Raw genomic sequence first — 1,507 nt, 5'->3', positions numbered from 1 at the left:
TAGTTACAACAGATTGCTCTGATTTAACTGAATAAGAAATTATTCTAATTATTTTAATTTCTTTCAGTTATTATTAAATCTGTGTTATCAGTGAGATCCGCGCGGGGATATTACCCAAAATACCATTGCTGAATAGTTACCTCCAAGCAAGAAATCATTTAAATTATTTTAATTTCTGAAAATCCCGGCAGCAATGACACAATTTTTTCCTAATTTTGCACCATGAAAACCATAACCCCCGACATGGCCTACACCCGCGCCGCAGCACTATGCAGCCGCAGCGAGCATGCAGCAAGCGACATCTCCGCCAAGCTCACCGCTTGGGGACTGCCGCACAGCCAGGCACATGCCATCATCGACCGACTCGTGAGCGAGAACTTCATCAACGAGCAGCGATATGCCCACGCCTTTGCCCACGACAAGCATGCCTACAACGGGTGGGGAGCCGTCAAGATTGCCCACCAGCTGCGCACGAAGGGAATAGCGCAACACTACATCGACGAGGCCCTTGCCAGCATCGACCCCGACGACTACCGAGCCACGCTCATGAAACTCCTGCGCGACAAGTGGCGCTCGGTCTCGCAACGCGAACCTCAACTGGCACGAGCAGCGATGCTACGCTTCGCCGCAAGCCGCGGTTTCGAACCCTCACTCATCTACACCGCCATCGACCGCGTGATTAACGATGATCAACAAGATTAAGCACATCCTCCAAGCCACGGCCGATGCCATCATGCCACGCACATGCCCCGTGTGCAACCGCGTCTTGGGTGCCGACGAGCCCTTCCTGTGCAGGAATTGCCTGAACACGCTGCCGCTCACCCATTACCAGGACGCCCAGTTCAACCGCATGGAGCAACTCTTTGCAGGCAAGGTACCCATCGAGCGAGCTGCGGCACTGTTCTTCTACGAGAAGGCAAGCCCCTACTCTGCAATCATCCACGACATCAAGTACCGCAACATGACCCACATGGGCGCGTGGATGGGCAAGCATGCCGTAGCGATGATGAAACAGTCGGCGTTCTTCGACGGCATAGACATCGTCGTGCCTGTGCCCATGCACCCCGACAAGGAAGCGCAGCGAGGTTACAACCAGGCACATGTCATAGCGCAAGGAGTGGCAAGCGCAACTGGAGCCACATTGCTACAAGCCGTCATTGCCGTCAAGCCACACGACACACAGACGCGCAAAGGCGCCTACGACCGCTGGCTCAACACACGCGACACCTACGCGCCAGTGCCCCACGCCCACACCCAGCTTGCCCACAAGCACATCCTCATCATCGACGACGTGATCACCACCGGGGCAACAATCATCGCCTGCGCCCAAGCCATATCCCACATCCCCGGCATCAAAATCTCAATCTTCACCCTCACCGCAGCAAGACTCACCTAACCAACCCCCATCCACTCCTCTCCAATCCTCTCCAAGTCCTCTCCAAGCCCTCTCCAAGTCCTCTCCAAGTCCTCTCTATTCCTCTCTCCCCTCTCAACTCTCCCCTCTCAA

2 protein-coding genes are annotated in these 1,507 nt (G+C 54.9%); both read left to right on the top strand.

The features are described from left to right. Nucleotides 1-222 precede the first annotated feature (222 nt). On the top strand, nt 223-702 hold the full coding sequence (locus ACKI3C_RS02680) for a regulatory protein RecX (RefSeq protein WP_407401777.1): 480 nt from the start codon (nt 223-225) through the stop codon (nt 700-702). After that, nucleotides 686-1,396: a ComF family protein gene (locus ACKI3C_RS02675; protein ID WP_407401775.1), complete on the top strand. Its 711-nt coding sequence runs from the start codon at nt 686-688 to the stop codon at nt 1,394-1,396. Before ACKI3C_RS02680 ends, ACKI3C_RS02675 begins: the two co-directional genes overlap by 17 nt. Nucleotides 1,397-1,507 lie beyond the last annotated feature (111 nt).

The organism is Sodaliphilus sp. (genome assembly GCF_045598405.1).
Classification (GTDB): Bacteria; Bacteroidota; Bacteroidia; order Bacteroidales; family Muribaculaceae; genus Sodaliphilus; species Sodaliphilus limicaballi.
The sequence above is the reverse complement of the archived record's forward strand: the minus strand, read 5'-3'. Positions and strand labels throughout refer to the sequence as shown.

Coding starts and splice junctions, on each gene's coding strand:
- ACKI3C_RS02680 (WP_407401777.1), top strand. CDS start 223: ATGAAAACCATAACCCCCGACATGGCCTACACCCGCGCCGCAGCACTA.
- ACKI3C_RS02675 (WP_407401775.1), top strand. CDS start 686: ATGATCAACAAGATTAAGCACATCCTCCAAGCCACGGCCGATGCCATC.